Raw genomic sequence first — 26,394 nt, 5'->3', positions numbered from 1 at the left:
AATGAAAGGTGATATCGGTGTAATTGGCCTAGCAGTAATGGGTCAAAACCTTATCCTAAACATGAACGATCACGGCTTTAAAGTGGTTGCTCACAACCGTACTGCTGCTAAAGTAGACGAGTTCCTGGAAGGTCCAGCAAAAGGCACGAACATCATCGGTGCATACTCTCTAGAAGAACTAGTAGAGAAGCTAGAAACGCCGCGTAAAGTAATGTTGATGGTTCGCGCTGGAGACGTTGTAGACAAGTTCATCGAAGCGCTAGTACCTCTGCTAGACAAAGGCGACATCATTATTGACGGTGGTAACACTAACTACCCAGATACAAACCGTCGTGTTGCTGCACTACGTGAAAAAGGTATCCACTTCATCGGTACTGGTGTATCTGGTGGTGAAGAAGGTGCGCGCTTCGGTCCATCTATCATGCCTGGCGGTGCTGCTGAAGCATGGGAAGCGGTTAAGCCTATCTTCCAAGGTATCGCTGCGAAAACTGACGCTGGTGAGCCATGTTGTGACTGGGTTGGTAACGATGGTGCTGGTCACTTCGTTAAGATGGTACACAACGGCATCGAATACGGTGACATGCAGCTTATCACAGAAGCTTACCAGTTCATGAAAGACGGTCTTGGTATGTCTGCTGACGAGATGCAAGCAGTATTCGCTGATTGGAACAAGACTGAGCTAGACAGCTACCTTGTTGAAATCACGGCTGACATCCTTGGCTACAAAGATGAAGACGGTGAGCCTCTAGTTGAGAAGATCCTAGACACAGCAGGCCAAAAAGGTACTGGTAAATGGACTGGTATTAACGCACTAGACCTAGGTATTCCACTAACACTTATCTCTGAGTCTGTATTCTCTCGTTGTCTATCTGCACTGAAAGACCAACGTGTTGAAGCTGAATCTCTATTCGGTAAGACAATCACTCCGGTTGAAGGCGACAAGCAAGAGTGGGTTGATGCACTACGTCAAGCGCTACTAGCTTCTAAGATCATCTCTTACGCTCAAGGCTTCATGCTAATGCGCGAAGCATCGAACGAGAACGGTTGGGACCTAAACTACGGTAACGTAGCACTAATGTGGCGTGGTGGTTGTATCATCCGCTCTGCGTTCCTAGGCAACATCCGTGATGCGTACGAAGCGAACCCAGACATCGCATTCCTTGGTTCTGATGAGTACTTCAAAAACATCCTACAAGGCAGCCTAGCAGCATGGCGTAAAGTAGCAGCGAAATCTCTAGAGTCTGGTATCCCAATGCCATGTACGATTTCTGCGCTATCTTTCCTAGACGGTTACACAACAGCTCGTCTACCAGCGAACCTGCTTCAAGCTCAACGTGACTACTTCGGTGCTCACACTTATGAGCGCATTGACCGTCCACGTGGTGAATTCTTCCACACTAACTGGACTGGTACAGGCGGCGACACAGCGTCTACAACTTACGACGTGTAATCGTTTTAAGTAAACCGAATAAATATAAAGATATAAAGGGATGCCCAAGTGGCATCCTTTTTTGTGTTTGCTTTTACGGAACTTCGAGAGCGCCTAGGCGCTCTTTTCAGTGGTCGTTTTCTTGTTTTGATAAAACCTGTCTTTTAGGTAGAGAATTGCACTGACCACAAGAGCCACTAAAGAAACAGTAAATAGGGCGTACATGCTGAGAATCCATGCGAATGTGGCCGTCAAGAATGCGATGAAGGAAAACATCCTGCTGAAAGACATCACATGGCCAAGTTTGTTACTTTTCATAAACGCCTCCCGAAGCTAAGTGGGGATAGACAATTGTGGTCATATGCCACACTTTTAATTGTCTGCTCTTTTGGGGCGTTTCACACAAAAAAGTGGCTAAAGATTTCTCAAAAAAGGTGAAATATTGAACTGGTAGACAAATCGTTAAACTGAGTTGCACAGATATGACTTCGGTTGTCTATCACTTCAAAGTTTTTAACTACGCAGATTAAGGGCATGTAGCGTTATTATTATCGTATTCGAACTCTACGATACACAATTGCAAGTGAACCTACACTCGTAAGCTCATCCCTGTCGTCAGTTACAGTAAAAGCTTTTTTCTCTTTTTAACAATACCTTAGTAATTACGGGCAACTAAATCCGTTTTTCGATCGAAACTCAGATTGCACAAAAGGTGAAAAAGAGTGCTAGGTAAGCCTTTAAACTACGCCTATAATTAGCGCCCACATGGAGGATGTTTATTATATGAACATCCTTTATTTTTTGAAACTAGCAACAAGGATCCAGTAAAACATGTTTTTCTGGTTTTGTTTACGTCGACCAAGAAGGTAATTAACACAGCAAATTGAGGTTCTAAGATGACTCTTAACAAGTACTTTGTTTTCATTCCAGCAGAATTGGAACAGGAAATGCACAAGGACAATCAAGTGATCTCTGAGAAGGAAACTCAACGTCAGGCATTAGTAAAACAGGCGCAACAACAAGGCGGCCTGTAAGCTAGGTTTCAAAGAGAAAGAGCACCGCAACGGTGCTCTTTTTGTATCTGAGGTCGTAGAATTAACTTAATATGCCAAGGCTTTTCAACTTTCTGTAAATGGTATTTCGGCTCACACCAAGCATACGAGACGTTTTGCTAATGTTCCCCTGGTTGGCTTGATATGTTTTGAGTAACTTATCTTCGACGGTTGCACGCAGTTCTGAAGTTGGTTCAGCGGATGCAGCCCCTTCTTGAGCTTGGCTGAGTTTCTTACTTAGATGGGCTGGGACGTGTGTGAGTTCCAATATTTCTTCACCTTGCGCCATTAAGGCGGATACTTTGATTAAACTATCGAGTTCACGCAAATTTCCTGGCCATGAGTAAGACAGCATCAGAGAAAGTAGGTGAGGGCAAAGCTGTTGTTCAGATTCGGCGTGACGCCGATGAATGTTCTCAATCAGTTGTCGTTTATCTTCACGCTCCTCAAAGCGAGGTAGCTCAATGATCAAGCCATTAAGGCGATAATACAAATCTTGGCGGAACAATCCTTCGCTGACCAAATGTTCCAGATCTTTATGCGTGGCTGCAATGATTTGCGTATCGACTTGAATACTTTGGTTTGAACCCACGGGAAGCACGGTTTTATCTTGCAATACATGGAGCAAGCGGCTTTGAGCTTCCAAGGGTAAATCTGCGATTTCATCCAGAAACAAAATCCCTTTGTGTGCTTGGCGAATTTTTCCCTGATAGCCTTTGCTGTTTGCGCCAGTAAAGGCACCGGCTACGTAGCCAAACAATTCAGATTCAACCAAGTCTTTTGGTAAAGCTCCGCAGTTAACGGAAACCAACGGTCCCGTTTTTCTCTGGCTGTTTTTATGGAGTGCTTTTACAAACTCGTTTTTGCCAACACCAGTCTCTCCGAGAATCAACAAACTGATGTCTTTATCGATGACGCGATTAGCTTGCTGCCAACAGTGCTCAACAGCGGAGTCGCCATAATGAAGATCATTGGACGCCGCTACAGCACGAGACTTGACCTTGCTATCTTTATCGGTAAGCGGTTTTGTTTTGAAAACGAAAGGGTGCTCATTTCCCCGAGTGGATAGAATGTCGTCTAAGGATTGCCCAATGATACTTTTTTGCGCAAAAAGTTGAGAGGCTACTTGATTGTGAGCCAAAACTTGTCCGTCTTCATTTGCAATGATAATTCCTTGCCAACCACTATTCAGTAAACCTTTTTCGCACGCTAAATCCACACGAATATGCCCTTGTGGAATCAAGTTAAGTAGTTGATTCTCCACTTGCTGGACCATGTTTTGTACTAGTACTTGCGTTGAGAAGTCATGTCTCTTTTGCTCGCTTGTAATATCTAATACGCCAATGAGGTTACCAAGATGATCGAAAATAGGATTAGCCGAACAGCTAATAAAACGATGGTGTTGGATAAAGTGCTGATCACCAATAACAGAAACGGGCTTTGCTTCAACCAAAGCTGTACCAATCGCGTTGGTGCCTTTGACCTTTTCTTGCCAGCATGCTCCAGAGCTTAGCGAGATTTCCGTTAACTTTTCACGAAATCTAGGCTGTCCCCAACTGCCGATGATGACACCATCTGAATCCGTCAAAATTAAGCGACTGTCGCTATGAGCAAATAGCTGATTAAACAAAGGGAGCGCAAATTGAGTGACTGCCTCTAGCAAAAAATTGAGTTGGTGACGCCTATCTTGGAGCGTTGCTGGCGTTACTCGAATATCTTCAGGGCGTCGACGCTGTTTTAAACCCGCTTGTTCACTTCTGACCCATGAAGTTGAAAGCCAATTGTTATCGCTAATATGTTGAAGTTCCATGACTGTACCATTTTGTCACAGTGAGGGTGTGCCATTTTGGAACACTTGAACATTGGTGTTCACACCATACATCCGCTCAAACGTCGCTCACTTGGTTTGTTATCGCTTGGTAATCATAGTTTTACATTTGATTAACAACAAGTGTGGTGTAGTTGGCGTGTGACTTGCGTAATGCTCTTTGTGAACAGTGCGATACGACACTGCAATAACACATTGAACGAGAAACAAAAGGAAGAGTTATGATCTATGCACAGCCAGGTAGTGAAAATGCCATTGTTAACTTTAAATCGCATTACGATAACTTTATCGGTGGGGAATGGGTAAAACCAACGGGTGGTGAGTACTTTGACAATATCTCACCAATCAACGGACAAGCGTATTGTAAAGTTGCTCGCTCTGGCGAGGAAGATATTAATTTAGCACTGGATGCCGCGCACAACATCAGAGCAAAATGGGCCAAAACCAGCGTGACAGAACGTTCGAACATCTTGCTGAAAATTGCTGACCGTATTGAGCAGCATCTAGAAGAGCTTGCAGTTGCAGAAACTTGGGAAAACGGCAAACCAGTTCGCGAAACCTTGGCGGCAGATTTACCTTTAGTAGTGGATCACTTCCGTTACTTCGCTGGCTGTATTCGCTCGCAAGAAGGCAGTGCGGCAGAACTGGATGAGCACACCGCAAGCTACCACTTCCCAGAACCGATTGGTGTGGTTGGTCAAATAATTCCGTGGAACTTCCCAATGTTGATGGCGGCTTGGAAACTAGCACCGGCACTAGCGGCGGGTTGCTGTGTGGTATTGAAGCCAGCAGAGCAAACCCCAACATCCATTCTGGTTCTGATGGAAAAAATCGGTGACCTTCTTCCTCCTGGTGTCATCAACGTTGTAAACGGATATGGTTCTGAAGCGGGTCAAGCATTAGCAACCAGCAACCGCATTGCGAAACTCGCGTTTACCGGGTCTACGCAAGTTGGCAACCACATTCTGAAATGTGCAGCAGACAACTTGATCCCATCGACAGTTGAGTTAGGTGGTAAATCTCCAAACATCTACTTCTCAGATATCTTCGATTACGAAGATGAGTATCTTGATAAGTGTATCGAAGGTACGTTACTTGGTTTCTTCAACCAAGGTGAAGTTTGTACCTGTCCATCTCGCGTACTGGTTCATGAAGCGATTTATGACAAGTTTGTAGAGAAACTGACGGAACGCGCACATCTGATTAAACAAGGTAATCCGCTCGATACCGATACTCAAGTTGGTGCTCAGGCTTCTCAAGAACAGTTTGATAAGATTTTAAGTTACCTGGAAATCGGCCGTGAAGAAGGCGCAAAAGTGGTCTTTGGTGGTGGAGTGTCAGAACAGCCAGAGTCTATCAACCAGGGGTACTACATTCAGCCAACCATGTTGGAAGGCCACAACAAGATGCGAATCTTCCAAGAAGAAATCTTTGGCCCAGTGATTGCTATCACCAAATTTAAAGATGAGGCTGAAGCGTTGGAAATCGCAAACGACACCGAATATGGCTTAGGCGCAGGTGTTTGGACACGTGATGCGAACGTCGCATATCGTATGGGCCGTAATATTGAAGCTGGTCGAATCTGGATTAACTGTTACCACGCTTACCCTGCACACGCAGCGTTCGGTGGTTACAAAAAATCGGGTATCGGGCGCGAAACGCACAAGATGATGCTGGATCACTACCAGAATACTAAGAACTTGCTGATTAGCTACAGCATCGACCCGTTAGGCTTCTTCTAGTGAAACTAAGTAATTAATAGAGAAAAAGCAGTATGAATCAAAACCCCGAATCTTCGGGGTTTTGTATTAGCGTGAGCTTGTCGGCTGAAGGTTACCTTAGATGTTTAACCTGCTTATATTGTGATATCAGGAACGTTGAATTATCGCCACTTTTCGTTCCATAAGCTTTTCTACGGCGGCGTTTTGCTTGTCAATATTGAGTTGTGGATCAAAGTCCAAAACGCGATTGCAAGATTCGAGACTGGCAAATTGATTTAAACATTCACCAAGCTCTCTTTTAGAGCTTGTTCGCATCAGACTGCTTTCTGATGAGGAGAGTAGGGTGACTTTACGGCCATGAAACGTTCCTTGCGGCACTGCATCACTTTGCTGCGCTTGTTGAACGTCATGAACCGATGAATTGGTGTATGTGGATTGGATGTCATTGGACATAAAGACACCTAAACTCTCAAGTCTAAAGTTTGTGGCATCGGTGGTGCCTTATCAATAGTTACATGAGAAGACAATAACGCTTCCCACGACTCGCTGTGCGTCAGCAATTCTGCTAAAGCTGTTTCAAAATATTCGTAATCCAGTCGCCTAATGTTAATGAGTCGGTTTAAACATAGGACATGTCGGTGGTTATCTAAACTAAAAAATAACTGGTGCTCAGGCCAGTGATAATTAAAGGCCAAGAAAGAGCGATAAAGATCGGAATTTACAATTTGAAGGCCAACAATCTCAGCTTCGAGCTGCAGAGTTGTCGATTCAGGATGAAAGATGATATGCACCCTTAGATTATCATCAAAGGCTAAGCTTACTTCATTTTCCGTTAGATGCAGTGCAGGCAAGCCTATTTGATGAGCAAACTTTAGCAAAATCTCATCGATAGTTTGGCGTGCTGACATAGGAATAGTCCCTTTTGAAATTTTATCAAGGAAAATATTAGATGTATCTCTTCATGTTTATCAATATTAGTCGGTTGTTATTATATTTTGGCTTTTAAATGTGTTGAGAGAAATAGAAAGGCAAAAGTAAATGTGTTCAGATGCATATCTCGATGGCAATGATATATATGAATATCATTTTTCTCTAATAAACTTCAATTAAGGAAGGAATGAAAGAGAACAGAAACTGCTTTTGAAATTACAGTCCATGTTAACTACGTGTTGTTGAAAAATGCGATTTATTGTCCGCTTGTAGTATAAATATAAGTTGATCTTTTATATTTTTACATAAAGAATTGTGTGAATTTCAAATGAGCTAGATTATATAAAATACGTTTATGGGGTCATAATGAACAATTCTATATGGGCTGGTTTTATTGGGTTATTCATACTGAGTGGGTGCAGTCAGACTGTGTCCGTCAATGGGGTGGATGGCTTTGATACACAGAGTCAGGCATCAGTCTATGGTTGGGTTTCTGTCGACGGCTACTTTCCACCTTCGATTACTTCTCTTGAAGTGGAGATATGTAAAATTATTGATAATCAATGTTTTAAATCGGCATCTCAGAGCTACCAAGGCGTTCAGTTGCCTGTGCAGTATTCGTTTTTAATTGCACCAATTCAAGCTGGTGAAGGAAAAATGAAGATTATTGGAAAGCTTTATTCAAACGGTGAGCTCGTTGCGGAAAAAGAAAAGAACTATTTATTTTTAGAGGGAAATAAACAAGAAAACTTGATTCTTGTTCCAAAAATAAACAGATAAAATTTTAAGTACTACATTTTTATTAGAATTTTCTAATTTATAAAATAAAGACTATATCTTTCCTTTTGTGAAAGATTTGTTGTCTTTTATAAACATTAATTACATGACTTTGAAGTCATCGGGTCAGTTGTTTTTTAGACTCATACTTGTTGCAAAAACAGTATTTTTTATGATTATATCTCGCTCCTTGAACACGTTGGCTTGGCGTTTTAGGCTATAAAACATACATTTTTATGATTTTGGAAATTTAATTTTGTTCTCGAAACGATGCCGAAATCTATTTAATTGTATTCTAATGTATAACAAAACAACCAAACTTAAATAACCAAATGATATTTAAGTTTTGGCTAATGATAAACGCTATCTGATAAAAATAATAAAGACGGACAGCAGAAATTTACTAAGTCAAACTTTTACCTTTAGGTAAAGGTAATGCTTGGGTTATTCGCTAATTATTCGGGGGGTATGGTAAGTGATAGAACTTCTATGCTCTTTTCTTTGCTTCTTTAATTCATACAGCAGTACTTAGAAATCACAACAATCAAAGTAGTGCTTTGAAAGTTTCTCAACATTTGCACTGAGAAACTCAAAATAATGAAGGGTAGAAAATGGATGTGTCAGGCCAACTAAACTCAGAAAGGGTCGACTCGAGTTCACGAAAAATTCGTAGTTTTTCCTGCTATGAAAAATCTGACGAAGTATTTCACTCAGACCAGTCTCACATTGTTGTCGTTCACAATGGTCAGCTTCGAGTTCAAACAGGTGATTGCACAATCGATGTTGCTGCAGAAAATGGGGTATTTCTATCCCAAGGGGATTACTTGTTAGAGTACTCTCCGCTAGATGGGGCATACAAAGCGTCGATCATTGCCTACGACAATGAACTCGTTAGTCAGTTGCTGCAAAAACACAGTGATCTCTTGATGATGCTGCCTAAGGTAGACAAAGTTTGTTCTGGTTTGTTTACTTTTGGTTTGAACATACTCGTTGAACAAGTGCTTTCTAGCATGCAGACGCTTGAGCAACAAGCGTACCCTGATGCCATTATGTGCCTAAAATACGAAGAACTACTCATTCTCTTGCTACACAGCAAAGGAGGAGAATCACTGTATGCGTTGCTGTCACAACAAACAAACCGTACGTCGGAACGGTTACGTCGATTTATGGAACAGCATTACTTAAAAGAATGGAAGTTGACAGACTACGCGCAGGAGTTTGGTGCCAGCTTAACCACTTTTAAAGAGCTTTTTAATGAGCACTATGGCATTTCTCCAAGAGCTTGGATCAGTGAGCGTCGACTACTGCATGCTCATAAACTGCTGTTGACGAGCAAGATGAGCATCGTAGATGTGGCGATGGAGGCAGGGTTTTCCAGTCAGTCTTACTTTACGCAGAGTTACCGTCGTCGTTTTGGAACGACCCCAAGCCGCGTACGTTCGGGAGACGATCAAGTGGCTATCGCGAAATGAAATGACTTGGGACTAAAATTTTCTGACTAATTTTGAAAGTCACTCACCAGTGTAAATTCTATTATGTATCGTGTAACAACGAACGATTAAAAATTATTACATCTCTTTCTTTCTGGATTGTTCGAAAGGGGTGCGGAGACGAACATAAATGAAAAAGCAGCATTGGCGACGCCGTTCGCTTTTTCCAGACAGCATAGTGACACAGCGGAAAGTGACTGTTTTACAAAGAGGAGCTCGTTATGAAAGCGCCTCGAAACCTACGCAGGATCTCAATGTTGTGCACGTCAATCACCGACAATTGTTGAGTGAAGGCGTCATAAATTATGAGCAGTTATCTTTACTTCAACGCTTGTTGGATAGAAATGTCGTCGATAGCCTATGCGCTAGCCAGTTAGTTAAAACGTATCAAAAACTTGGTGCTTCGATAGACCGGTTTGCCATGCGTTTATTTTTGGAAATTGGATCGCAGCTCAGTGATAGCAGCACAATCACAACGTTCGAACAAAGGCTGGACTACATCAACTCTCGTCTGGGCTTTCGCTTTAATTTGGCTGTCCCAAAAACGTTGATGCTTTGTTTCCATTTATCACTCAACGAGTGGATTAACCGACAAGTCGATCAAAGTGCTCTTCATGCTTCGATTAAAGTTGAACAACTTATCAATCAACTCGATATTCAGAAGGAATATTGGTCGAAGCTATCAGGGGAAGACACCAGTGCCGTCTTTGTTCAACAGCAACTCGATCTTATTAAGAGCCAGCAGCATCAACTTAAAAAGCAACTTGGGACGTTAAGCGAACAACAGTTGCAAGTGATTGAATGTCATCGTTTGTTAATTGAGAAGTGGCAACCGTCTTTAGACGAGCTGAAAGGGTTCGCGGAGTACACCTCTACAACCGAACAATTTATTTCTGATTGGAAAAATTGGTGTTTGGAAGTGCGACTTGAAGCCCCTGAGCTGAACGAAGTTTGGGATGCATGCGATGTGGTTTACAACGACCAAAATGCGGTTGCGAAAGTATGGCAATGGTTCAAGAACATGCACACTGTTGGTGATATCGATCACTACTATTTTGATACTCAAAGTGGTCAGTGCGGCCAGGCTTGCAATCACCTCAGCCAGATCTAAATAGGGCGTTAAATGTTAGATAAGATGATGAAATCTTTAGCGGAAGCGCTAAAGGTAGGGGATTTTATTGCCTCAGAAAATGGTTCTTACAACATCGAGGTTGACCAGTTATCACTGACCATCAAGCAACATGCGTCATGGATTTTATGGGAAGCGACGTTACCCTTCCAGTTTAAAGAGCATCTAGATTATCAACAAGAACAAGCGTTACAACGTTGCATGCAGCTCTCATTAAAAACCATTCGTGAGGATGGCGGCGTACTGACAACCAATGATGATCAGCAATTGATTTTGCAAAGTAAAGTAAGGGTTGAGGACTGTTCGGTGGAACGGTTCTCTGCTTTGCTTTCTAAGCACGTCAATTTATGCGAACGTTACATTGCATTACTGGAACAAGCACGCGTGAACCACACAATCAACCATACAGTGTGGTTACCATGATGCTAAAAATCTTTCCCAACATTAGGCGTGCTGCAACAAAGGCATTGTTATGCGCAGTGAGTGTTGTTCCTTTGGGATACGCGCAAGCAACAGACTTACACTGGCCCGAACAACCGTTCCGCTACTATGCAGATAACGACTCATTAAAAGAGTTGTTGAATAACTTCGGTGCAAATTATCGTATCTCGGTTTCTGTTAGTGACAAAGTCAACGATCGAGTGAATGGGCGTTTTACCCCTGAAGATCCGGCGGAATTCCTCGATTACTTATCGCAAGTGTACAACTTGATGTGGTATTTCGATGGAGCCGTCTTACATGTCTATAAGGCGACAGAAACTCGCTCACGTTTACTTCAATTGGAATTACTTACGGCTAGAGAGCTACGCAGTACGTTAATTTCCACCGGCGTTTGGGATTCTCGTTATGGTTGGAGAGCTGCTGAGAGCAAAGGGTTAGTCTATCTTGCGGGTCCTCCACGTTATGTCGACTTAGTGGTACAAACGGCGGAGGCATTGGAAACGCGCTTGCTGCAGAAATCGAATTCAACCGACGAATTATTCGTTGAGATAATTCCTTTGAAGTACGCTTCTGCAACGGATAGAGAAATTGCATATCGAGATCAGACAATTACGGTCCCTGGCATCGCATCGGTGTTAAAACGGGTCGTGTCTGGTGTTCAAACTCAAGTGACGAGTGCGTCTAGCAAAGAAGTTACCAGTTCAGATAAGCCTGTAAAAAGTAATAAAACCGCCTCAGTTCATGGTGGCGCAACAGTTGAAGCAGAGCCGGGCCTTAATGCGATTATCGTTCGTGATACTCAAGCACGATTACCGCTCTATCGTAAACTGGTCGCGCAATTAGACCAGCCGCAATCAAGAATTGAAGTCGCGCTATCGATTGTCGATATCAGTGCCAACGATTTAAGTCAGTTAGGCGTGGATTGGCGAGCAGGAGTGTCTGTCGGAAACAACCGCATTGTCGATATCAAAACAACAGGTGATGTGAATTCGGGGGATGTGACGCTCGGCAGTGGACAGAACTTTAAGTCCTTGCTTGATTCAACCAACCTAAATTACTTGCTGGCTCAAATTCGTTTATTGGAATCCAAAGGCAGTGCTCAAGTGGTTTCAAGACCAACATTGTTAACTCAGGAAAATGTCGAAGCGGTACTGAACAACAGCAGCACGTTTTACGTCAAGCTGGTTGGTAAAGAAACCGCAGCGCTGGAAGAGGTCACGTATGGCACGTTACTGAGAATTGTCCCACGTATCGTTGGTGATAGATTTGCTGCACGACCTGAAATTAACCTGAGCCTTCATCTCGAAGACGGTGCAAAGATCGCTGATGGTGGCGTCGATGACCTTCCTTCCGTTCGTAAAACTGAAATCAGCACCTTAGCGACGGTTAAACAAGGGCAAAGCTTACTTATCGGTGGTGTATACCGAGATGAAGTGAGCCATCAGTTACGTAAAGTGCCATTGCTAGGAGACATCCCATATTTAGGCGCGCTGTTTAGAAGTAATACCAATACTAAGCGCCGCACAGTACGAATGTTTATTTTAGAACCTCGAATTGTTGTGGATGGTATTGGCGATAGTGTGTTGATTGGCAACGAATATGACTTGCGACCAAGTATCGGCAAGCTTAACAACATCTCCAACAATAGCGCTGAATTTAAATCGGTAGTGGAAGTATATAGCTGCACATCGAGGGTTCAAGCCGAGCGCTATCAACAAGACTTATTGTCACAGCAAAAGTCGTCTCAATTAACGCAGTGCCGATTACCAACAGGGCAAAAGGGTTGGCGGGTGAAAGTATTGGAATGTGATGACTCACAAAGTGAGTGTGTGCGCCCTTCAGAGGAGTCTTAACCGCGATGCAGCAATGGAAAATTCGTATTTTATCAGGCGTGCATACCGGAGTAGAAGTCACCTTACCTGAAGGTGCTCTCGTGCTTGGCAGTGACGACTTTATTGCTGATCTTGTACTGTCTGATGCTGGGGTCGAAGCGAACCATTTCACCCTCGTTTGCCAGCAAGACTCGGTCATTTTACGAGGTTGCGAAGAGGCAAATATTAACAGTGAAGACATCGCTGTTGCAGGTGATGGTATCGAGTTGTCACGCCATGCTGTTGTCTCGGTCGGCGTTGTGAAGTTCGCTCTGGGATACGCGGAAGATGCGTTAATTGTGAGTAACGTCAGCGACGAATCTAGCCAACAGAATACACCTGTGGTTGCTGTGCAACGCTCTAGCTGGAAAAAAACAACGCTCATCGCTTTGCTTTGTAGTTTTGTCCCGAGTGTCATTTTTGCCGGTATGTGGTACAGCCAAGCTAACGGAAACAACAATGAAATTGTTACAGAAGCAGAACCCATTGTTTTGGTACGTAACATCTTAGGCGAGCTCAAACTTAGCGACGTTCGCGTGGAATGGAATGCCGCCGCACGCCAAGCAGTCTTAGAGGGCTATGTTGAAGACCGAACACAGAAACTCGATCTGCTTGGTCGAATTGATGTATTGGGCATCAATTACAAAAGTGACTTAAGAACGATGGAAGAAATCCGTCGCGGGGTTCGATTTATTTTGCGCAACCTCGGCTATCACCAAGTGAAAGTCGAAAATGGCGATGAGACCGGCACACTGCTGCTGACGGGCTATATCGATGATGCCAGTCGTTGGAACCAAGTTGAACAAATCTTGGAGCGAGACGTGCCTGGTCTTGTTGCGTGGAAGGTCGAACTGCAGCGAGCGGGTGCCTACATGGATACGCTAAAAGCGTTATTGACGGATGCGGAGCTACTGAAAAAAGTCCAGTTGGTCACCAGCGGTGATCGCATCGAAGTTCGTGGTGAGCTTGATGATATCGAAACGACTCGATTTTACGGTGTGACCCGAGACTTCCGGGAACAATATGGTGAGAAACCGTACTTAGTTTTGAAATCCATACCTAAGGTGAGTAAAGGCACCAACATCGATTTCCCGTTTCGTAGCGTTAACTTTGGCCAGGTTCCATATGTGATTCTGACCGATAACGTTCGCTATATGGTCGGTGCAAGAACGCCTCAGGGCTACCGAATATCCAGTGTTACACCTGCTGGTATTGAGTTGGTTAAAGGCGGGCGGGTGATAACAATAGAACTTGGATATGAAGGCGAGACGAACAATGACAAATCTTGAACAAATTTTAAATAACGACACAAACGGTGCGGAAGTGCACAAGATTAAGAGCAAGCTCTTAGAAGCACAAGCGGTGGTGAAACGTCAGTTGGATTTAGGGTGCTCACCACAGCAGTACCAATTGCTACTCAAACAGTATGAAGCTTACACAGCCGCCTATGCGGTCGTTGAATCATACGAAGCTAACTAAAAAATACGAGGAAGTCTTATGTCATTTTACGATGCTAGTAACAGTGTAAACCTTGATGATGTTAAAGCTAAGTTAGAACAACAAGCGAAAGATGCCAACACAGAAGTGACGGCAGCCATCAAGAACCTAGAAACCAATGCCGATGATCCATCAAAGCTTGCCGAGCTTCAGCACGCGATCAACAAATGGTCTGTTGTTTACAATATCAATGCGACCACCACTCGTGCGATTAAAGATGTGATGCAGTCGATTCTCCAGAAGGTGTAAAGCATGGAACGAGAAACGCGCCAACTGCTGGCTGAAATCGCGCTGATGGCAACAGGTATGCATCGTCATCAAGAAGCCAACACCATTGCAGATGGCCTTGAAGCAAGCTCAGGTTCTGAAGAGACCGTTGCGATGATTCGTGCAATGAGCCTCATGAATAAAGGCTTGTATGAAGAGGCTCATCAATTACTCGAACCACTTTGTAACGCCTATCCAGATCTGATCAGCTTAGCGGCTCTTGCTTCTGCCAAAGCCGGTTTACTGAGCAAAGCGGAAAGCTGGGTAGAACTTGCGTCACAAGGAAGCGAAGAAAGCCAAGCATTTGCTGCGAGCTTTTCTCAGGACATTAGGAATCTTGGATGATCATTGATTCAAGCAACCTAAGTCTTCAACACCAATCTTTGCGTCAGTCGGAGTCGCGCCATTATGAGCGGAGCGATGAAGACAAGATGAAAGCACTCATGGAGCGAAGTGACAAGCAAGAGCAAGTTTCACATGTTTCTCCAAAAGAGACGCTAGAGAAAACAGAAGCGAAACTGGCGGAGATTAAAGCGTGGTACGAATCATTAAAAGACGCAGAGGTTGTCAGTAAACAAAGTGTCTTATCATCGTTAAATGAAGCGTTTTCCGACCCTCAAGTTAAACGAGAGGCAATGTGGTACGCCTTTCATGAGGCGAAGAGTGCAAAAGGCAACGAGCAGCCACAATCTGATTTGTTAAAGGTGTTGAAGCAGGAGTTACTAGGGAGTTTTTCGGGACAGCTTATTGCCGAACCACCTGCTGATAAAACAGCACTAAAAGCAATGCTAGCGCAGCATTTTCCACTGGGTGCCCAGAAAGAACAAGCCTTATGGCATTGCTGGGCAGAGTTGAAGTCGTTACCTGATATGGCATCAACACTGGACATGGTTCGTGATGAACTTAGCTTCATGATCCAAAAAAATGCGATGGTGAAAAACATCATGACTCACAGTCACAAGTTAGATTTATCTTAGGAGTACATATGATAAATACGCAGTACACCGAGGTGATGCAAACCAACATTGATAAGTTACAGGATGCGCAAGTCGAAGACGGTTTAAGCGAACGTTTTGAGCAAGCCATGTCGGTTCCCGAGGCAAGTAATGGCCTGGAGGGCGGTTTGCTAGAGAACATCAGCGAGTTGAAAAACACTATCGATAACGCGAAAAGTAACCTGCAAGACAACATGAAGATGGTGGGTGATGATCCGGCGCAATTACTGCAAATGCAGTGGGCGCTGACACGCATTACTTTTCAAGAAGAGCTGATCGCGAAAACCGTGGGTAAAACCACACAAAACGTAGAAACCTTATTGAAGGCACAATAGTGATGATGAATAAAATGAGAGCAGTTTTCATCATGCTCACGTTGTTTCTGGTAGGTTGTCAGACCGAGTTATACACCAACGTTACTCAGAAAGAGGGTAATGAGATGTTGTCGATCTTACTATCCGAAGGTGTCGTTGCAACAAAAGAACCTGACAAAGACAACACCGTCAAGTTAATGGTAGACAGTTCTCAAATCGCCTTTGCGGTAGATGCGCTAAAGCGAAAAGGTTATCCAAGAGAGCAGTTTTCTACACTGAAAGAGGTGTTTCCTAAAGACGATTTGATCTCGTCACCATTAGCAGAGCGAGCACGTTTGGTGTACGCGAAATCTCAAGAGCTCTCGTCAACCTTATCTCAGATTGATGGCGTGCTGGTGGCACGTGTTCATGTTGTTTTGGAAGATCAAGATCTGCGTCCAGGAGAGCGCCCAACTCCAGCTTCTGCCTCCGTATTTATTAAACACGCGGCAGATATTGCGCTTGATTCATATGTCCCGCAGATCAAATTATTAGTGAACAACAGTATTGAGGGGTTGAACTACGATCGAATCAGCGTAGTGATGGTACCCTCATCAGAGGTTCGAGTTGCTACTCAAAACAATCAATTTAAAAGCATTTTGTCGGTTCAGGTCACCAAAGAGACGGCGAATAATCTTATCGCCATTTTGGTGTTCTTGGTAGCGGCACTCATCGGCTCGAATATCGCTACTTTTACATGGTGTCGTAGGAACACGAAGCGTGGTTAAACCAGAAACACCACTCGCGCAGGTACAACACCAGTTTAACTATGCGCCTTGCCAGTACATCCATAGAAGTTGGATAGAGCAAAAGCAGCCTTGGTTACTAAATATCGAAGGCTGGAGAGATAACCCCATGTTCAACCAATGGTGTATCAATGAGTGGGCGTTATCTCCAGTTCCTGAGACGGCTTTTAACAGACCTTGTCATAGTTTGGCGTTGCTCCCAGCGGATGCGTTGAACCAACTCGTATTGATGGTGGGCGGAGCTTTACATTGTGTGGCAATGCGAGGCGTTGTTTTAAAACATCCGAAACAGGTTCTGAACAACGTCTTTGGATTGGAAGGCGCTCGGTTCTTAATTCAAAACGGGCCGATGCTGTTATCCAGCTGGCCGCAAGGCTGGCAGCGTTCGTTACCAGAACTACTGGATGAAAGGTCTGTTGAAGCAAGAATGAGGGAGCTGGGATATTTTTGGATGAGGTTTATTTTGATTAACTCACCGGAAGATGTTGTTCTTCGTTGGCAATTCAAATTGGAAAAGCAACTTAGCGAAAACGCGGAAACAGCTAACTGGTTGGAAGCGGATCAACGAGATCTGGCGTATCGACTCACAAAAAAAATCGCAAAACAGGTTATTCCTCAATGGTTTCATTTGTTGAAATAAAAACAGACAATTTGCAGCTAGCACCTGGCTTAAAGGTGCTGAAAGCGAAAGATTATGCCAGTTATCTGGATTCGCAACACTTAGTTGAAGCCGCGAACTCCAAAGCTGAAAGCATCATTGCTAATGCCCAACAAGCCTACGAAACCGAAAAACAACGTGGTTATCAAGATGGCCTTGCACAAGCCAAGATTGAAAATGCGCAAACGATGGTTGAAACCTTAGCACGTTGTAATGACTACTATCAGCAAGTCGAAGAAAAAATGACAGGTGTGGTGTTAGAAGCAGTACGTAAGATCATCGATACCTTCGATGATGTCGATACCACGGTGAGTGTAGTTCGAGAAGCGTTGCAACTGGTGAGTAACCAAAAGCAGGTCATTTTACATGTCCACCCAGAGCAGGTTGTTGAGGTGAGAGAAAAGGTGGCTGGTGTATTAAGTGATTTCCCTGAAGTCGGTTACGTTGACGTGGTAGCAGATGCGCGCTTGAAAAATGGAGGCTGCATTTTGGAAACAGAAGTTGGGATCATCGACGCCAGTATTGATGGACAGCTGCATGCATTAAAGCAAGCCATGGTGAAGCAGCTCAGCGAGCGTAAAATTACGATTCATGAATAAACCTCAAAAACTCAGCACTTGCTGAGTTTTTTCATTTTAATGCCTTTAAACAAAAAAAATCCGACCATTTCTAAAATATTCACTGCCATAAATCCTTAAGAATACACCTAAGAAAGCTGCTTAGTTGATAAGTGTTGCAACCAAGCAGCGCCTCTAAAACAAAAATAGGATTATTTAGTCGAATGGCTAATGGATTTATAACTTCTTTACTGACAGATTTTGCCAGCCGCTGCCAATTGGAGCCGTTGGTTTTTGATGAAGATGATTGTTGCCATCTACTCGTTGAGCAAAACACAGCAATCACAATTCGTGCACAAGAAGATCGTGTGACGCTTATCGGGCTGATTTCAGGTGATGAACCGAGTGCTGATATTTTGCATCAACATATGAAAGGTGCCTTAACGCAAGGCTCTCCAGCGGTATGCTGGGAGGAAGAGACCGGATATATCGGTTTCATACACCTGCCTCAGCAACTGCTAACTGCATCTTTTTTCGATGAGTCATTTGCGAATTTCATCGAGTGGTTAAAAAGTGCGAATACACAAGAAGTAACCAATAAAACAATCGAAGTACCGGAAACGAATACCACTCATTTTTCCACATTAAGGGTTTAAAGCATGATCAGTTTTGGAAGTGTTAGCGCGTTGCAGGTCGCCATGCCGCAAGCTCGTAACGAGATACTTAACGAAGGTAAGCTGAGTATTGGTGGCAAAGAATACCAAATCAACGCAGCGACCCAAGAATTTACTCGCGCCAATCCTACGAATGGTGCGGTAGCGCGATTTTTTGAAGCGACAGGAAAACTGTTTCGCGAAGGTAGCCCACAATCGGTAGCGAAAGCCCTTACAAAAGCCGTATTTGATAATGAGCAAGGACAAGCTCAGCGTTTACAAGCTGCTTCTTCTGTTGAGCATGGACAAATGTTCTTCAAAGATGGAAGCATAAAAACCGCATCAGATGTCTTAAATGCCTTTGCGAAGTTAGACAGTAAATCAGTTCAGTCGAACTCTGCTGAGCTAAACCAGTTAGCTGAGCGAGCGATGACAGAGGCAATGTTAGAAACCGATTCTGGTAAAAACCTCACATCACTGATTGGCGAAAGTGCAGCGAAGTTGCTTGCTGGACGTGTAGTAAAAGACTACGGCGGTGGTGTATCTGCAGCGCAGAAAAACCCGGCAGGTAGCATTAATCAAATGCAAGCGGTGTTTGATATGGAGGTGATGCATCTTAAATCGGCGCAACGTCATATCGAAGGTCTAGCAAGCACCGATCTAAGCCAAGGTGTATACGCTGAAGGACTGGCAGAGGACGCGTTTAACAAAAGTGGCGTAACCAATAATGTTGAAAGAGCTGCGGCGTGGATCATTAATGCTTCTAACTCTAAAGGAAACGATGCCGAAAATATTACGTCTTTACTGAAAGAATACGCGTCTAATGGTAAAGATTTATTGAATATGGAAAACCTAAAAGAGCTACACGCTCGATTGGTGCCTAATGTTGAGCGTGATTACCGAGGGCCAAATATTTCGGGTGGCACTTTGCCTTCAAGTATTGGCGGTGAGGGCATGTTAAAGCAGCACATTGAAGGCTTTTTGAAAGAGAACCCTGTAGAAGATAAAGACTTAGGTAAGCATTTGTTCGCCGGAGTTATCGGGTACCATGGCTTTACCGATGGAAATGGTCGCATGGGTCGCATGCTATACGCGATAGCAGAACTTCGTAACGACTCGTTCAATCCTTTAGCTATGGATGCAGAAAATAGCCTTCACGGTATTAAGTGATTTTTTACTTCTATTTAATTTTTGGAGCGGCGATTGCCGCTCTTTTATTTTCCAGCTTAACCTTAATTTTTCTTCTCAATAAAACGGCTAATAGCAATAAAAATGAGACGTTGAAATAAAGTGTCGGTTTCTATCTCGCCATAAAATCTCTTTTATCCTTATTCGCTTATTTAAATGAGCCGTTATACCCAAGTGGCTTCGCTGCAATAAATATATCGATGTCACTTAGTTATAATAAATTAGACAGGACACAACATGGATACAGGAAAGATTAATATGCTTCTCTCTGAGCTAGGAGAAGTGCTGAACCTTGAGCGCGTGACAGCGTATGACAATCAAATGTGGTCACTGCATTTTGCTGAAAACAACAGTGTCGATGTTCTGCTCGTAGAGGAAAAAGGCGAGTTATTGATTTCCAAAAACCTGCTTATAGAACAAGATGATATTACGCTAGATAAACTTCAAGTTTTACTTGAATACAACTTCTTGTATCGAGAAACAGGTGGTGTGCAGTTTTGTGTGAATCCAACACGCAAAGACGTTGTTCTTCAAGTTGCTATCGCGGCTGGAAGTGAACTCACCAACATTGCTAACTTAATCATTCAGTTGAACGAATTAGTTGATACTTGGGGACAGTTATTTCAAAACAACACGGTTGTAGATTTTAGCCAAACAGACGTACACGCATTTATTCAAGTTTAAGGCATCACACATGGTCAATATTAATACATCGCAAATGCACTCGTTGAGTCAGTTAACGTCACATTTGGCGACACAAAATCAAGCTGACGACAAAGAGGTTCGAGCACACAACGGTAAAGATATTTTTGTTAAAGAGGGCGCACCAAAAAATAAAAGTATCAGCGCGCGTATTAGCCACCAGAATAAAGCGAAAGATATTGTAGTGAACCTGCTTACTAAGCAGGGTATTCCTAAAGATGTTGCGAAGCTGATGCTGAAAAATGTGTTGAACGGTGAAAACAAGTTAACGCTTGGGAGCCTGAAAAATCTTGAGAGATTGTCGTCTGGTCCTAGCTCAAATTGGCCCACTGCACAAACGGCAGCCTCTTCTTCCAAAACCAATAAAGCCTCATCGAGTGTCGCGCTTATCAACGAACATAAAGCCAACCTTCAAAAGCTTGGTGATTTTGCCTGTACGGACTTAAATACGTTCGGTGTTAAGGGGTCACAGTTTTATGAAACAAAAGGAAAGCCACGACTAAAAGAGCTTCACGCGGATCAAGCGCGAATCATGCAAGATCACAGAGCGACGATGTCCGCAAACGGAGTTCAAGCTGCAGCACAAAGAGGAACCGCACCGCAATTAAGCACTCTACAGAACATTGCTAAGGCAGTACAAACCGCGAAAGCCGGCTGCTGTACTACATTTGCCTTTGCTGCCGCCGCTGAGATGATTCAAGGCATGTCAGGAACACCTGAAAGTGAACCCAAAGTAGAAGTGGTTGCGTTTAAAAAGGGTCATTCAGGTACACACCTTTATGTACTGGTTGGTCGACAAGAGGGGAGCGACATAAAAGATCCATCAACGTGGAGTAAGGATGTGAAAATTGTTGACCCTTGGGCGACATCTGCATTCGGTGCACCAATGTTTGGAGATGCACAACGACCACCTGTTTCGAATATGTTCCCGCCAACAGAAGTCATTTTTGATAGCCATAAACTGGGTTAGTCACTCTGCAAAAGAAGTGAGCAAATACACCATGCTAAGCATCTAACCTTTATTGAAAGAGCAGCTCTGAGCTGCTCTTTTTTATTACTCTGGCAACTCGATTTTAGAGCGAGATTTCTGCGGAAAACCTCACAATGAAGGCGAAAAAGTGACAAAAATAAAGCCATTACCGACATCGTTCAATCTGCAATCGTTGTTCAATAGAGTTATTGAAACAAAAGGAAAAAGTTATGAACACGATTCAACAACTGCTCTTGGAGTTTTGCCAACTCAATGAGTTGCCCGAACTGAATTTTGAAGAAAATGAACGTTGTCAGCTACTGGTCGATGATCGCTACATGTTGTATTTCATCGCGACAGATACGGATGATTTGATGTTGTCTGTAACGTTCGGAGGGTTAGAAAAATCCGGTGAACAACGACTAAAAGGTTTAGAGCTTCTTGCTCATGCGAACTATCAAGGAATTGGTAGTGGCAACCTCGCACTTGCTTTGGCTCCAAACGGTCGACAGCTTGTCTTAGCAGGACGTAAACCCGTTGAGCATCTAAATACGACGAACCTTACCGCTTGGTTTCACGAAGTTATTGAACAGGCCGAGCTGTGGCAAGCGCGTTTCGCAATGTTGGATCAAGCGATTCCAACCACCTCTAATCATGAACAAGCTCATGTTCAATCACTTCGTGTGTAGGAGAGAAAAATGGTTAATACAACACAAAAAATCAGCCAAAGCCCAGTACCTGATCTAGAGCAGTTTCGTGCAGTTGCTGCGCAAAAAGATGACCGAGTGATCAGTAAAAGAGGTGAAGTAAAAGAACCTTCCACATTCCACAAAGGTCACAAGTTTGCTTCTATTCACGAAGGCGTATTGAGAAGCAAATACACTAAGTTTTTCCAAGAAAACATCAAAACTCACCTTGATTTAAAACAAGCGCTACTTAAGCAAGAAAAACCTGAGGTTGCGCTGTTGGCTTACTCCCTAGTGAGTCCTTCAGGCTATCGCGGTGAGCCACTTACTGAGCGTAAAATCTTAGAAGTTGTCAGCCTATTGGATGAAATAAAAGTGAGCAGCGATACGTACCAGCAGCTTAAAAATACGTTTGATGCGATCAGCAAAGATCCGCGTATGCAGGTGAGCTTAGAAGCCCAGTATCCGGGAAAAATGGATGGCTTTGCTGCTGAACTGCTGCAGATGGGCAAAGAAAAGCTAAAAGGTTCTGGTGTTAACGCCGTTATTAACTTGGCATTACCTGGCGTTGGCTTATTGATTTCTACAGGTCGAGAGCTGCACAAAGCGGCCGTAAATGGTGATGCTGAGGCTTACCATCATCAGTTAGAACAAATTTCACAGCTGCCAGGGCGAGATCAACGTCTTTCTATGCCGATGCAGCAAACCTTGGCTCAAGGTCATGCGATACTGTCGGCTGAAGGTGGCATTGGAGCTACATTAGGTATGGCGACGGGGAGCCTGGGCACGTTCGGTGTTAGCTCTGTAGCAACGGTGGGCGTCACACCGATAGCAAAAGAGGCAATCGGTTCTGCGGCAACGACTGCTATCATGAGTGGTGGTGGTTTTGTTGCGAACCAAGCTGGAGCATACGGACTAAATACAGAAGTCAAAGAACAACTCATGCAAGGTGAGATGTCTGGTGTTTTACCAAGGCTTGAAGTTTCTAATGCCAAAGGAGACTTTACCTTTAGTATGCAAGATCCGGCTTCTGTCCGCGCATTAATGGCGTACCTTGGTCCTAAGGAGAATACTGAAATGACTTCTCCTCAAGCGCCTAAAGAGGCACAAGAGATGGAAGCCGCTCGATTAACACTGAAAAAGATGTTGGGTTCAGAACCAAGTGAGCACTTGGTTCCTGACGTAGACTCTATCTTGAAGCTAAGCCCAGAGGATGCACCAAGTAAAACCGAGTCTATTGCTAACGGGGCGTTTAAAAAACTGTTAGGAGAAGATTGGGATTGGCTCATGCCAGCTGTTCGAGCGATTGATAAAGGGGAAGCAAGTAAAATAAACGAAAAGCTAACCTACAAGCTCCCCCTAGATGCAGCAAACGGACGAGTTTATCTTGATAAATGCCCAAACCTGAGTGACGTCCAATTAGATGCGCTAGAAAAACTAGGCTCACCAAGTCAATTGCGATTGATGTACTTGGCAGAAGGCTGGGTGTAATTTCAAATGGTAAAGTAGGGAGTAGGTGCTGCTCCTTACTTTATCTACCGTCAGCGTTCCTTTTTGGGGCTGGCTAATATCGGTTTAATTTAACTTTTCGACTGAAGAAACAAACACACAAGTGTCAACGTTATACCAACCCAACCAATGAAAGAAATTTCTTCCCCAACAATCGCAACTGCTAGTGCTGCTGCGATAACAGGTTCAAATAGCGTGAGTATGCTAGCTCCACTGGCTGTAACAAACCGTAGCCCAAACCCAAAAGCGACGTAACCTAACCCCATTGGAATCAAGGCCATGTAGAGCATGACCGCCGTATTAGTTGACGATGCAAATAGATTATCACCCGTGATGAAAAGTGTTGGTAGAAGCAAAACTCCACCAATACCAAAAACACTTCCCATGGCCGTTTGCGATTCAATGCCGTGGTCAATCATAGCCTTTACTCCCCATGAGTAAATGGCGTACGTCAAACCTGCCAATAGGCCAAGTAATACACCCCAATGCTTCATATCCTGATCAAATAAGCTATTTGCGGATGACTCAGAAGCCAGCAACAAGGTAATGCCAATGACCCCGATTGCGAAACTCATCATCCAGCGCTTGGTTATGGTCTGATTTCGGCTAAAGAGACACTCTAACAAAGCAGAAAAGAAAGGAGCAGTGGAGATAGAAATAACCGTACCAATAGCCACACCAGCGAATCGCATTGATGAATAAAAAGCCAGTGGGTAGGTGGCTAAGGCGATAATACTAATCAGTAACGTTTTCTTCTTATGTACGACTTTTCGAAAATCTCTCTTCAGTGACTTCGCAGATAGACATGCTTGCATAAACCCACCAATACCCATAGAAAATGCGCCAATGGCGAGAGCACTGACATCCGGTGCCAAGCTGGCAGCGGTGCCCGTCGTTCCCCACAGGGTTGAAGCAAAAAGTATGGATAAAGTTCCTAATTGATAGTCGGTGAAATGTTTTTTTAACACTGTAATTTCTACCTAGTGAATGGCTGTTTTAGGGTAGAAAGAATAAAAGAAAGCGATAGAGATTTTTGTGCTGAAAAGACGGAATACTTGTTCCAGAAGACTATTTTAGTGACTATCGGGAAAACTCTCTAGGAGACATACCAAAATGCATTGAAAACCGTCGACTAAACGCGGAAAGGTCACTATAACCAACTCGTTCAGCTATCAACTGAACTGGAAGGTCTGTATGAGTCAGTAGTGCTTTGGCTTTTTCCATACGTTGTAGTGTAATGTACTTATGGACGCTCACTTTTAGCTGCTCTTTAAAAAGCTTTTTAAACTGCGTCGGACTCAAGCAAGCGGCATTCGCTAATGAGGCAATGGTGAGTGGCTGATCAAGCTGCTCCGCGATCACAACCTGTACATCTCGAATACGCAAATCCACGGAGCGAGACCGCTTTTGCTGCTCCAGCAACAGATAGAAGGTTGCAACCATTGAGTTTTCAATTTCATCATTAACCTGATACTCAAGTTGCTTTTCGACAAACTGGATAAAGCTCAGTAGAGGCGGGCTAATCGAAAACACAGCCACACTATTATCCATCAAATGAGTGGGCAAAGTGGTCATATCCGCAACAATAAAGCGTGATGACTCTTCGGCATTAAACCCGTGAGCACAACTTTTGGGGATGACTATGCAGTCGCCAACCGCCACCTTTCCGACATAGCTATCCATATCAATATGTATGTTGCCCTGGAGAGGAAGCACCAGTTGATGATAATCACTATGAGTATGTCGGCTCATACGTTTCGTGTAGGAGCGAATGCTTAAGCTAGATTTCATAAAAACAACATACAGTTAAAGGATACCGCATTATAGCGTTGAAAGTATCGAGGTTGAAAGCTGGGCAGTTGTAAGCCCAGATCTTGAATGGGATGTGGTTTGTTAGTCCGCCTCGGACTCTAACGAAGCCAACCAACGAAGCACTTCCGCAGTTGCCTCAATAAGATCGCTTGGGATGTACTGGTCGACGTTACCGTCGGCGTATAGTGCACGAGCAAGAGGGACTTTTTGCATCACAGGCACGCCTTCCTCTTTAGCGATTGCGACCATACGTTTGGCTACCGCATCGGTTTCCATCAAAGTGATGACGGGCAGGGGCGTTTCGCCTTTCTTGTAATAAAGGCCAACCGCGATATGTGTTGGGTTTGTAACTAATACATTAGAACGTTTAACGTTTTCACGTTGATTAGAGGCTTGTAGCTCTTGGTGTAACTGACGACGTTTGCTTTTTATTTCTGGACTGCCTTCCATCTCTTTGTATTCGCGCTTCACTTCGTCCTTGCTCATTTTGAGCTTTTTCGTGTGATCAAACTTCTGGTACGCAAAATCTGCGGCAGCGATGACGATGAAGCCTACCGAAGAGATAATCATTAATTGTTTAATCATGACGCCAGTAATGGTCGGGACACATTCTAGCCCACAAGTTGGAATTTGCATTAAAGCGTTGATGTTACCGCGTAATGTCACCCAGATAATGCAGGAAAGAAGAGAGACTTTAAGGATCGACTTGATAAACTCAATCACACTCTTGAGGGAAAAAATGCGTTTGGCCCCTTCGACGGGATTGATCTTTTTGATGTCGGGTTTAACGGATTCACCACTAAATAGGAACCCGAACTGCCCCATATTGGAAAAGATGGCGACGAGTGCAGCAACCAGAATAATCGGAGCGAGTAGATAGGCAATTTCTTTTGCGATGGCGATAGCGACATCGACTAGCGCATCTTGGAAACCCTGATAAGCAAGCTTACTTGGTAGGAGAATAAGCGCTGAGATGTGCGACATGTAATAATCGGCGAACGCAAACAGTACAATTATGAGCGCCAAAATTAATGCAGACGATACGATTTCTTGGCTTTTGGCAACCTGACCTTTCTGCCGAGCATCGCGTAACTTTTTTGCGGTGGGTTGCTCTGTTTTTTCTGCACTCATAA

At 43.8% G+C, this 26,394-nt stretch carries 30 protein-coding genes; 23 read left to right on the top strand and 7 right to left on the bottom strand.

Going from position 1 to position 26,394, the window contains the following annotated elements; genetic code table 11:
- Position 1: 1 nt before the first annotated feature.
- A complete protein-coding gene (gnd, locus tag N646_RS03715; RefSeq protein WP_005377160.1) occupies positions 2 to 1,450 on the top strand; it encodes a decarboxylating NADP(+)-dependent phosphogluconate dehydrogenase in 1,449 nt (482 codons plus the stop codon).
- Positions 1,451 to 1,543: 93 nt separating this feature from the next.
- Here gnd and N646_RS03710 read toward each other — a convergent pair whose 3' ends face one another.
- Positions 1,544 to 1,747, bottom strand: a complete 204-nt coding sequence (locus N646_RS03710; RefSeq protein WP_005377162.1) for a hypothetical protein — start codon at positions 1,745 to 1,747, stop codon at positions 1,544 to 1,546.
- Between the two features lie 578 nt (positions 1,748 to 2,325).
- Here N646_RS03710 and N646_RS24765 point away from each other — a divergent pair.
- Positions 2,326 to 2,463 (top strand): hypothetical protein, encoded by a 138-nt coding sequence (locus N646_RS24765; RefSeq protein WP_005377165.1) that lies wholly within the window; start codon positions 2,326 to 2,328, stop codon positions 2,461 to 2,463.
- A 61-nt stretch (positions 2,464 to 2,524) separates the two neighbouring features.
- Here N646_RS24765 and N646_RS03705 read toward each other — a convergent pair whose 3' ends face one another.
- On the bottom strand, positions 2,525 to 4,291 hold the full coding sequence (locus N646_RS03705; protein WP_017821352.1) for a sigma-54-dependent Fis family transcriptional regulator: 1,767 nt from the start codon (positions 4,289 to 4,291) through the stop codon (positions 2,525 to 2,527).
- A gap of 239 nt (positions 4,292 to 4,530) precedes the next feature.
- On the opposite strand from N646_RS03705, the gene exaC reads away from it, so the two are divergent.
- On the top strand, positions 4,531 to 6,051 hold the full coding sequence (exaC, locus tag N646_RS03700; protein WP_017821351.1) for an acetaldehyde dehydrogenase ExaC: 1,521 nt from the start codon (positions 4,531 to 4,533) through the stop codon (positions 6,049 to 6,051).
- Between the two features lie 126 nt (positions 6,052 to 6,177).
- On the opposite strand, the gene exsE2 is transcribed toward exaC, so the two are convergent.
- Together exsE2 and exsC are read right to left on the bottom strand one after the other, a co-directional pair.
- Positions 6,178 to 6,483 carry a T3SS regulon translocated regulator ExsE2 gene (exsE2, locus tag N646_RS03695; protein ID WP_017821350.1) on the bottom strand — a complete coding sequence of 102 codons (306 nt, stop codon included), beginning with the start codon at positions 6,481 to 6,483 and terminating at the stop codon, positions 6,178 to 6,180.
- A gap of 8 nt (positions 6,484 to 6,491) precedes the next feature.
- Positions 6,492 to 6,938, bottom strand: coding sequence for a type III secretion system regulatory chaperone ExsC (gene exsC, locus N646_RS03690; RefSeq protein WP_017821349.1), 447 nt, complete (start codon positions 6,936 to 6,938; stop codon positions 6,492 to 6,494).
- A gap of 388 nt (positions 6,939 to 7,326) precedes the next feature.
- On the opposite strand from exsC, the gene N646_RS03685 reads away from it, so the two are divergent.
- The 20 genes from N646_RS03685 to N646_RS03590 all read left to right on the top strand — a co-directional run bounded on the left by N646_RS03685 (position 7,327) and on the right by N646_RS03590 (position 23,431).
- Positions 7,327 to 7,740, top strand: coding sequence for a YscW family type III secretion system pilotin (locus N646_RS03685; protein WP_017821348.1), 414 nt, complete (start codon positions 7,327 to 7,329; stop codon positions 7,738 to 7,740).
- A 608-nt stretch (positions 7,741 to 8,348) separates the two neighbouring features.
- Complete coding sequence (locus tag N646_RS03680) at positions 8,349 to 9,209, top strand: AraC family transcriptional regulator (protein WP_005377191.1); 861 nt, start codon at positions 8,349 to 8,351, stop codon at positions 9,207 to 9,209.
- A gap of 148 nt (positions 9,210 to 9,357) precedes the next feature.
- Complete coding sequence (locus N646_RS03675) at positions 9,358 to 10,338, top strand: T3SS regulon anti-activator ExsD domain-containing protein (protein ID WP_017821347.1); 981 nt, start codon at positions 9,358 to 9,360, stop codon at positions 10,336 to 10,338.
- Positions 10,339 to 10,350: 12 nt separating this feature from the next.
- On the top strand, positions 10,351 to 10,779 hold the full coding sequence (locus N646_RS03670) for a YscB family type III secretion system chaperone (RefSeq protein ID WP_017821346.1): 429 nt from the start codon (positions 10,351 to 10,353) through the stop codon (positions 10,777 to 10,779).
- Positions 10,776 to 12,650, top strand: a complete 1,875-nt coding sequence (gene sctC, locus N646_RS03665; RefSeq protein WP_017821345.1) for a type III secretion system outer membrane ring subunit SctC — start codon at positions 10,776 to 10,778, stop codon at positions 12,648 to 12,650. The genes N646_RS03670 and sctC overlap by 4 nt, the downstream gene beginning before the upstream one ends.
- A gap of 5 nt (positions 12,651 to 12,655) precedes the next feature.
- Entirely contained in the window at positions 12,656 to 13,957 is a 1,302-nt protein-coding gene (sctD, locus tag N646_RS03660) for a type III secretion system inner membrane ring subunit SctD (RefSeq protein ID WP_017821344.1), read from the top strand.
- Positions 13,944 to 14,147 (top strand): EscE/YscE/SsaE family type III secretion system needle protein co-chaperone, encoded by a 204-nt coding sequence (locus N646_RS03655; protein ID WP_017821343.1) that lies wholly within the window; start codon positions 13,944 to 13,946, stop codon positions 14,145 to 14,147. The genes sctD and N646_RS03655 overlap by 14 nt, the downstream gene beginning before the upstream one ends.
- An 18-nt stretch (positions 14,148 to 14,165) precedes the next feature.
- On the top strand, positions 14,166 to 14,414 hold the full coding sequence (sctF, locus tag N646_RS03650) for a type III secretion system needle filament subunit SctF (protein WP_005377199.1): 249 nt from the start codon (positions 14,166 to 14,168) through the stop codon (positions 14,412 to 14,414).
- A 3-nt stretch (positions 14,415 to 14,417) separates the two neighbouring features.
- A complete protein-coding gene (locus N646_RS03645) occupies positions 14,418 to 14,777 on the top strand; it encodes a YscG family type III secretion system chaperone (RefSeq protein WP_005377200.1) in 360 nt (119 codons plus the stop codon).
- Positions 14,774 to 15,409, top strand: coding sequence for a YopR family T3SS polymerization control protein (locus tag N646_RS03640; RefSeq protein ID WP_017821342.1), 636 nt, complete (start codon positions 14,774 to 14,776; stop codon positions 15,407 to 15,409). The genes N646_RS03645 and N646_RS03640 overlap by 4 nt, the downstream gene beginning before the upstream one ends.
- A gap of 8 nt (positions 15,410 to 15,417) precedes the next feature.
- A complete protein-coding gene (gene sctI, locus N646_RS03635) occupies positions 15,418 to 15,762 on the top strand; it encodes a type III secretion system inner rod subunit SctI (RefSeq protein ID WP_005387149.1) in 345 nt (114 codons plus the stop codon).
- Positions 15,762 to 16,508 carry a type III secretion system inner membrane ring lipoprotein SctJ gene (gene sctJ, locus N646_RS03630; RefSeq protein ID WP_086012989.1) on the top strand — a complete coding sequence of 249 codons (747 nt, stop codon included), beginning with the start codon at positions 15,762 to 15,764 and terminating at the stop codon, positions 16,506 to 16,508. The genes sctI and sctJ overlap by 1 nt, the downstream gene beginning before the upstream one ends.
- A complete protein-coding gene (gene vscK / locus N646_RS03625; protein WP_017821341.1) occupies positions 16,501 to 17,166 on the top strand; it encodes a SctK family type III secretion system sorting platform protein VscK in 666 nt (221 codons plus the stop codon). The genes sctJ and vscK overlap by 8 nt, the downstream gene beginning before the upstream one ends.
- On the top strand, positions 17,145 to 17,783 hold the full coding sequence (locus N646_RS03620; RefSeq protein ID WP_005387146.1) for an HrpE/YscL family type III secretion apparatus protein: 639 nt from the start codon (positions 17,145 to 17,147) through the stop codon (positions 17,781 to 17,783). Before vscK ends, N646_RS03620 begins: the two co-directional genes overlap by 22 nt.
- Before the next feature lie 182 nt (positions 17,784 to 17,965).
- Positions 17,966 to 18,397: a type III secretion system chaperone gene (locus tag N646_RS03615; protein WP_017821340.1), complete on the top strand. Its 432-nt coding sequence runs from the start codon at positions 17,966 to 17,968 to the stop codon at positions 18,395 to 18,397.
- Between the two features lie 3 nt (positions 18,398 to 18,400).
- Positions 18,401 to 19,564, top strand: coding sequence for a VopS family T3SS effector adenosine monophosphate-protein transferase (locus tag N646_RS03610; protein WP_017821339.1), 1,164 nt, complete (start codon positions 18,401 to 18,403; stop codon positions 19,562 to 19,564).
- Positions 19,565 to 19,819: 255 nt separating this feature from the next.
- Positions 19,820 to 20,266, top strand: a complete 447-nt coding sequence (locus N646_RS03605) for a type III secretion system chaperone (protein WP_021707758.1) — start codon at positions 19,820 to 19,822, stop codon at positions 20,264 to 20,266.
- 10 nt (positions 20,267 to 20,276) lie between these two features.
- The gene (gene vopR, locus N646_RS03600; RefSeq protein WP_017821338.1) at positions 20,277 to 21,254 is read left to right on the top strand and encodes a type III secretion system effector VopR; all 978 of its coding nucleotides are present in this window, start codon (positions 20,277 to 20,279) and stop codon (positions 21,252 to 21,254) included.
- 230 nt (positions 21,255 to 21,484) lie between these two features.
- On the top strand, positions 21,485 to 21,943 hold the full coding sequence (locus N646_RS03595) for a CesT family type III secretion system chaperone (protein WP_005377211.1): 459 nt from the start codon (positions 21,485 to 21,487) through the stop codon (positions 21,941 to 21,943).
- A 9-nt stretch (positions 21,944 to 21,952) separates the two neighbouring features.
- Complete coding sequence (locus N646_RS03590) at positions 21,953 to 23,431, top strand: hypothetical protein (RefSeq protein ID WP_017821337.1); 1,479 nt, start codon at positions 21,953 to 21,955, stop codon at positions 23,429 to 23,431.
- An 89-nt stretch (positions 23,432 to 23,520) separates the two neighbouring features.
- On the opposite strand, the gene N646_RS03585 is transcribed toward N646_RS03590, so the two are convergent.
- The 3 genes from N646_RS03585 to vscU all read right to left on the bottom strand — a co-directional run bounded on the left by N646_RS03585 (position 23,521) and on the right by vscU (position 26,392).
- The gene (locus N646_RS03585) at positions 23,521 to 24,423 is read right to left on the bottom strand and encodes a DMT family transporter (protein WP_373417447.1); all 903 of its coding nucleotides are present in this window, start codon (positions 24,421 to 24,423) and stop codon (positions 23,521 to 23,523) included.
- Between the two features lie 106 nt (positions 24,424 to 24,529).
- Entirely contained in the window at positions 24,530 to 25,240 is a 711-nt protein-coding gene (locus N646_RS03580; protein ID WP_021707757.1) for a helix-turn-helix domain-containing protein, read from the bottom strand.
- 102 nt (positions 25,241 to 25,342) lie between these two features.
- Positions 25,343 to 26,392, bottom strand: coding sequence for a SctU family type III secretion system export apparatus subunit VscU (gene vscU / locus N646_RS03575; RefSeq protein WP_005387129.1), 1,050 nt, complete (start codon positions 26,390 to 26,392; stop codon positions 25,343 to 25,345).
- Positions 26,393 to 26,394: the final 2 nt, after the last annotated feature.

The sequence above is a fragment of the Vibrio alginolyticus NBRC 15630 = ATCC 17749 genome (genome assembly GCF_000354175.2).
GTDB lineage: Bacteria > Pseudomonadota > Gammaproteobacteria > Enterobacterales > Vibrionaceae > Vibrio > Vibrio alginolyticus.
Note: the sequence above shows the minus strand (reverse complement) of the source record. Positions and strands in the feature narration are given on the sequence as shown.

What these genes read in the sequence shown, in the direction of transcription:
- gnd (WP_005377160.1), top strand. Translation starts at nt 2, where the DNA reads ATGAAAGGTGATATCGGTGTAATTGGCCTAGCAGTAATGGGTCAAAAC.
- N646_RS03710 (WP_005377162.1), bottom strand. Translation starts at nt 1,747, where the DNA reads ATGAAAAGTAACAAACTTGGCCATGTGATGTCTTTCAGCAGGATGTTT.
- N646_RS24765 (WP_005377165.1), top strand. Translation starts at nt 2,326, where the DNA reads ATGACTCTTAACAAGTACTTTGTTTTCATTCCAGCAGAATTGGAACAG.
- N646_RS03705 (WP_017821352.1), bottom strand. Translation starts at nt 4,291, where the DNA reads ATGGAACTTCAACATATTAGCGATAACAATTGGCTTTCAACTTCATGG.
- exaC (WP_017821351.1), top strand. Translation starts at nt 4,531, where the DNA reads ATGATCTATGCACAGCCAGGTAGTGAAAATGCCATTGTTAACTTTAAA.
- exsE2 (WP_017821350.1), bottom strand. Translation starts at nt 6,483, where the DNA reads ATGTCCAATGACATCCAATCCACATACACCAATTCATCGGTTCATGAC.
- exsC (WP_017821349.1), bottom strand. Translation starts at nt 6,938, where the DNA reads ATGTCAGCACGCCAAACTATCGATGAGATTTTGCTAAAGTTTGCTCAT.
- N646_RS03685 (WP_017821348.1), top strand. Translation starts at nt 7,327, where the DNA reads ATGAACAATTCTATATGGGCTGGTTTTATTGGGTTATTCATACTGAGT.
- N646_RS03680 (WP_005377191.1), top strand. Translation starts at nt 8,349, where the DNA reads ATGGATGTGTCAGGCCAACTAAACTCAGAAAGGGTCGACTCGAGTTCA.
- N646_RS03675 (WP_017821347.1), top strand. Translation starts at nt 9,358, where the DNA reads ATGAAAAAGCAGCATTGGCGACGCCGTTCGCTTTTTCCAGACAGCATA.
- N646_RS03670 (WP_017821346.1), top strand. Translation starts at nt 10,351, where the DNA reads ATGTTAGATAAGATGATGAAATCTTTAGCGGAAGCGCTAAAGGTAGGG.
- sctC (WP_017821345.1), top strand. Translation starts at nt 10,776, where the DNA reads ATGATGCTAAAAATCTTTCCCAACATTAGGCGTGCTGCAACAAAGGCA.
- sctD (WP_017821344.1), top strand. Translation starts at nt 12,656, where the DNA reads ATGCAGCAATGGAAAATTCGTATTTTATCAGGCGTGCATACCGGAGTA.
- N646_RS03655 (WP_017821343.1), top strand. Translation starts at nt 13,944, where the DNA reads ATGACAAATCTTGAACAAATTTTAAATAACGACACAAACGGTGCGGAA.
- sctF (WP_005377199.1), top strand. Translation starts at nt 14,166, where the DNA reads ATGTCATTTTACGATGCTAGTAACAGTGTAAACCTTGATGATGTTAAA.
- N646_RS03645 (WP_005377200.1), top strand. Translation starts at nt 14,418, where the DNA reads ATGGAACGAGAAACGCGCCAACTGCTGGCTGAAATCGCGCTGATGGCA.
- N646_RS03640 (WP_017821342.1), top strand. Translation starts at nt 14,774, where the DNA reads ATGATCATTGATTCAAGCAACCTAAGTCTTCAACACCAATCTTTGCGT.
- sctI (WP_005387149.1), top strand. Translation starts at nt 15,418, where the DNA reads ATGATAAATACGCAGTACACCGAGGTGATGCAAACCAACATTGATAAG.
- N646_RS03620 (WP_005387146.1), top strand. Translation starts at nt 17,145, where the DNA reads ATGGTTTCATTTGTTGAAATAAAAACAGACAATTTGCAGCTAGCACCT.
- N646_RS03615 (WP_017821340.1), top strand. Translation starts at nt 17,966, where the DNA reads ATGGCTAATGGATTTATAACTTCTTTACTGACAGATTTTGCCAGCCGC.
- N646_RS03610 (WP_017821339.1), top strand. Translation starts at nt 18,401, where the DNA reads ATGATCAGTTTTGGAAGTGTTAGCGCGTTGCAGGTCGCCATGCCGCAA.
- N646_RS03605 (WP_021707758.1), top strand. Translation starts at nt 19,820, where the DNA reads ATGGATACAGGAAAGATTAATATGCTTCTCTCTGAGCTAGGAGAAGTG.
- vopR (WP_017821338.1), top strand. Translation starts at nt 20,277, where the DNA reads ATGGTCAATATTAATACATCGCAAATGCACTCGTTGAGTCAGTTAACG.
- N646_RS03595 (WP_005377211.1), top strand. Translation starts at nt 21,485, where the DNA reads ATGAACACGATTCAACAACTGCTCTTGGAGTTTTGCCAACTCAATGAG.
- N646_RS03590 (WP_017821337.1), top strand. Translation starts at nt 21,953, where the DNA reads ATGGTTAATACAACACAAAAAATCAGCCAAAGCCCAGTACCTGATCTA.
- N646_RS03580 (WP_021707757.1), bottom strand. Translation starts at nt 25,240, where the DNA reads ATGAAATCTAGCTTAAGCATTCGCTCCTACACGAAACGTATGAGCCGA.
- vscU (WP_005387129.1), bottom strand. Translation starts at nt 26,392, where the DNA reads ATGAGTGCAGAAAAAACAGAGCAACCCACCGCAAAAAAGTTACGCGAT.